4 protein-coding genes are annotated in these 4,776 nt (G+C 41.2%); all 4 read right to left on the minus strand.

The annotated features are described in order from the left end of the window. Window positions 1–33: 33 nt before the first annotated feature. Window positions 34–2,415, minus strand: a complete 2,382-nt coding sequence (locus HMPREF0373_RS03090) for an ATP-dependent DNA helicase (RefSeq protein WP_021738129.1) — start codon at window positions 2,413–2,415, stop codon at window positions 34–36. A 183-nt stretch (window positions 2,416–2,598) separates the two neighbouring features. Next, window positions 2,599–2,826 (minus strand): HPr family phosphocarrier protein, encoded by a 228-nt coding sequence (locus HMPREF0373_RS03095; protein WP_021738130.1) that lies wholly within the window; start codon window positions 2,824–2,826, stop codon window positions 2,599–2,601. Between the two features lie 329 nt (window positions 2,827–3,155). After that, window positions 3,156–3,389 carry a hypothetical protein gene (locus HMPREF0373_RS03100; RefSeq protein WP_044962682.1) on the minus strand — a complete coding sequence of 78 codons (234 nt, stop codon included), beginning with the start codon at window positions 3,387–3,389 and terminating at the stop codon, window positions 3,156–3,158. A 289-nt stretch (window positions 3,390–3,678) separates the two neighbouring features. Continuing rightward, a complete protein-coding gene (locus tag HMPREF0373_RS03105; protein WP_021738133.1) occupies window positions 3,679–4,464 on the minus strand; it encodes a DUF6273 domain-containing protein in 786 nt (261 codons plus the stop codon). Window positions 4,465–4,776 lie beyond the last annotated feature (312 nt).

Genomic DNA, 4,776 nt, shown 5'->3' on the forward strand with positions numbered 1-4,776 from the left:
TAAATTTCAGCCAACAACAAGACAAACAAGAAGTTATTTTTTCCAGAAGGTTTCCAATGCCCCAGGCAGACTATCCAACGTATGCACCTCATACTGACTCCACTCCCTTGGGAAAAGCTGCCTGTAATCACTTCGCAGAAAACGTTCATCCAGCAGACCGATGATCCCCCGGTCAGACGCTGTCCGGATCACACGTCCTGCCGCCTGCAACACCTTATTCATCCCCGGATATTGATAGGCATAATCAAATCCCTGTCCATTCTCTTCCTGATAGTATTCTTTGAGGATTTCACGCTGGTTACAGATTTGTGGCAATCCTGTTCCGACAATCAGAACACCGATCAGCAGATCTTCCTTCAGATCGATCCCCTCCGAAAAAATACCGCCAAGCACACAGAATGCCGCCAGGGATTTTCCTCTTGGATTGGAAAACTCCTGTATGAATTCTTCCCGGTCTGCCTCATTCATATTTCCGCTTTGCATCATACAGTCTGCTTCCTGCTCATTGACCGCCAGAAACTGTTCATACACATCCTCCATAAAACGATAAGATGGAAAAAATATCAGATAGTTTCCCTTTTTTGCCCGCAACACCTGTTGGATATACAAAGCAATGCGATGAAACTCTCCAAGGGTCCGTCGTGTATACAAGCTACTGACATCCCGGCCGATAAACAGCAGACGCTGCTCCTCGCGAAACGCTGAATCCGCGTATACCGCATAATTATCTTTTTTCGAACTTAACAGATTTTTATAATAGTTCACAGGAAGCAATGTCGCAGAGAAAAAGATCGTACTTTTCCCCCGCTCCAGACAATCCTGCAGATTTACGGATGGATTCACACAATACAAGTGCAGACAAAACCGGTCTGTTTCATCAAAATCAGAATACAGTACATAATTTTCATCCACCCGCTCAAACATATTCATAAAATGCCGCAAATTCAGATAAAACTCCGTGACTTCTTTTCGCTCCGGCATCTCCCCTCTCGACTGCAGAAAAATATCCAGCAGAGACATCAGACGCATCAGGGAAAATGCAAAGGCTCCGATGCTCTCATATATCGTATATGTTTCACATTCCCGCTTCCATTCCAACATCTGGCGGTTACATTTTTCCAAAGCTGCTTCCAGTTTCCGGTCCTTACCACGCACCAGCTTTTTCACCGTCAAAATCTCTTCTTTTACCAAAACGGCACTGTACATCTCCCGACCGCGCTCCACCAGATTGTGCGCCTCATCCACCAGAAAAATATAGTCACCTTTTTCTTCCTCGGAAAAGAACCTCTTCAGATACACATTCGGGTCAAACACATAATTATAATCACAGATAATGATATCTGCATACAGTGACGCATCGAGTGACATTTCAAAAGGGCACACCTGATATTTTTCCGCCTGCGCCAGCATCCGCTCCCGGGTAAAATCCTCCTCTGTGGTGATCAGATCATACACTGCATCGTTTACCCTGTCATAATGTCCTTTCGCCCGCAGACAGTTGGATGGATTACAATCCATTTCCTCACAGGGACACATTTTCTCTTTGGCCGTCAGTACAATGACCTTTCCGCGGTAACCCTTTGCTTTCAGAAGGTCACATGTATCCTTTGCCACCGTTCGTGTGATCGTCTTTGCCGTGAGATAAAATATTTTGTCTCCCAGATTTTCCCCAACAGCACGGATTGCCGGAAACAGCGTAGAAATCGTCTTTCCGGTTCCGGTAGGTGCCTGGATAAACAATATTTTTTTCCGGTGAATGGTTCTATATACATCTCCCACCAGTTTGTACTGTCCCTCACGGTAAGGAAACGGAAACTCCAGTGTCTGTATGGATGTCTGACGGATTTTTCTCCATGCAAACTGAAAATCTGTCCATTTCCGATAGGCTTCCATCATATCCTGAAACCATCGCTCCAGCCAGAAAAAAGAAAATGCTTCCTCAAACCGGCAGATTTCTTCTGTATCCAGATCACAATAGGTCAGCTGCACGGAAATCTGATCCAATCCGTTCTGCAATGCATAAATATACGCATAACACATCGCCTGTGCCTTGTGCACAAAAATCGGTTCCTCAAAACGTGTCACATCGGTATACATGCATTTGATTTCATCAACAGTCACACCATCTGCATTTGTAATAATACCATCAGCCCGGCCTTCCAGTGCCAGCACATACTGCTCCTGCGGCACTTCCAGTTTCAGAGGAACCTCTGCTCGATATTCCATTCCCATCCGTCCCTGGATTTTACGGTGCATCCGGCTGCCTTCCTGCATAGCCTCTTTCTGTGCACCTTTTCCAATACGATTGTCAATATCTCCGGAACGAAAAATAAATTCCACCAGATTTCGCACGGAAATCCGTATTCTCGTCAGCTCCCGCTGCTCTGTCGCTCCAATCGTTTCTATCTGCTCCATAAATGACTGCTATCCGCCTTTTCAACACTTTATACTAAATCTTCTATGTATCATCGATTCAGCAAACTGTTATCAGTGTAACACATCTTATGTTTTTTTTCACTGCAAACAGAAAAAAGGCCGTACGATTATCGTACGACCCTGTATATATCTCTGTTTTTTTCAGTGATTTGTGGATTCTGACTATGCAGCAGCATACTTGCTCAGAATCTGTTCGAAATTACCATCGTTTCCGCCATAAGATACCGTAAAAATTTTCGAAAGTCCAAGACTTAAAACGCCAAGAAATGATTTCGCATCTACGATGGCACGCTGATAGTGCAGGTTAATATCAAAATTACATTTGGATGCTGCATTGACAAATTCCTGTACTTCATTGGTTGCATTTAATTTGATTTTCTTTTCTGTCATGATTGATTCACCCTTTCTATAATGAGCTCACCCCTATACAAAATGGAAAATTGGTAACGATTTCATTTTTTATTTCATCATTACACTCTATGCAGTTTCTCCACATCGGATGCATTATTGCATGATATTGATTTTTTGTCAAATCAGGACATTTCACATTTCTTCTCCAAAATGGTAGTTCCAATTGCAAGATTTCCTTTACATTTCGTGGAATCTGTCAATATTACTCTGCTGCAGGCTTTCCTTTCCCGTCAGTTTGCTCTGAATTTTATGTAATTCCATACAAAAAATTTTGAATGCAAAAACATTTTTCATAATCTTTCACTTTTTTAAACAGGTTTACCGCGCATTCTGCACAAGTCTGTCCATGGAAAAAGGAATCCATTTCGGGCATCCGCTCTGCATTCAATGGCTTCTCCCTGATAACTTCCGTACATAATGTGTTCCCCTTGCTCTAATGGAACGCTACTTGCTGCTTCTTTGCCACAGCCGAATACTCCAGTACATAATCCGATGAATAATGCAACTACAATTCCTCGATATAATTTTCCTCTTATATACATACTGCCCTCCTTTCCTCCATCTTTTATCAAAATATCCTTAAATTTCCATATACACCACCCATATTTTCTTCTGTTCACATTATGCCACGTACTTATATCTTTGTGTGGTTTTGTCCATCAATTCACAATATATGTCCATCAATTTTTCTTTTAAATCTTTTAATTCAACGATATAGTATTTTTAATTTGCCTGGTATATACAAATGTAAATCACATGCCATCTACACTGCCCATATTAAAATTTATAATTTATCAATACAAATCTCTTGGAATTGAGGTTGCAAACTAATTACTCTGAGTCAATTACTTTCATATCACTCTGCCAGGTCACCCACATTGCCGGACGGACTGCATTCCGTCTGGTATTCATCATTGATGCTGTCTCCCACTCTCCGAAAGACGAAACCATCTCAACTTGCTTTGACAAAAGATCTCCCTCTCCTGTATCAAATTGTGGATTGCACAACCACCAGTTGCAGGCATCCGACTTATACAAAGGTTTCAGATTCTGCTTCGCATATTCGGTTGGATAGCATAAAATCTCACTGTGGCTATAATGATCCGAATAATATCCCCCATAAGGATCTTCTGCAAAATACGCAACTAACTCCGTATAGCTCAGGAAAAACAACTTATCCTCTGTCTCCCGTTCCAGATGCCCATACGGCTTTTTTGATGTCAGATACGCTGGTTCATTATATTCTTCAAATCCTTCCGAAGACGATAACACGATATACTCTTTTTCCTTCTCGGAAAATGCACTGTTATAAAAGTCGTTATTCAACCATTTCCGGATTGTTGAATCTTTCCAAAGGACACGTTCTTTTCCACTGGTATCAAATGGCTGTGCATCCAGACCATACTCGCTGAGCAACAAGACTTCATCACCTTTTTTATCCAAGACACGCCATTCAATGGCTTCACCCTGATAACTTCCGTACATGATGTGTTCTCCACGTTCCAATGGAACAGTGCTCTCAGCCACAGGACCTTCACTTTTTCCACAACCAATTAACCACACACACAATCCGACCATTCCTAAAGCCGCTAAACATTTCTTTAATGTTATTTTCATAATTTAATTCACCGCCATCATACATCTATGATACTATCTTCTCCATCTATATTCTCTTATTTATTTTATTTTCATGTTTATATTATGACACACATTTTCGATTCTGTGCAATTTTGTCCGCCAATTCCGTCATATCTGTCCATCAATTACGGTTCTCTCTGTTTTTCTCTATCCAATGATAAAAATTTGCAGGCAAAAACAGATGATTCATGAACAAAACAAACACATATTTTTCCATATGATATAATTCAGATAAATAAAACATTCTCAAAAACATCGGTAGTGACATGCTCCCACCACTTAAATCACAGA

It is taken from the genome of Eubacterium ramulus ATCC 29099 (assembly GCF_000469345.1).
GTDB classification, from domain to species: domain Bacteria; phylum Bacillota; class Clostridia; order Lachnospirales; family Lachnospiraceae; genus Eubacterium_I; species Eubacterium_I ramulus.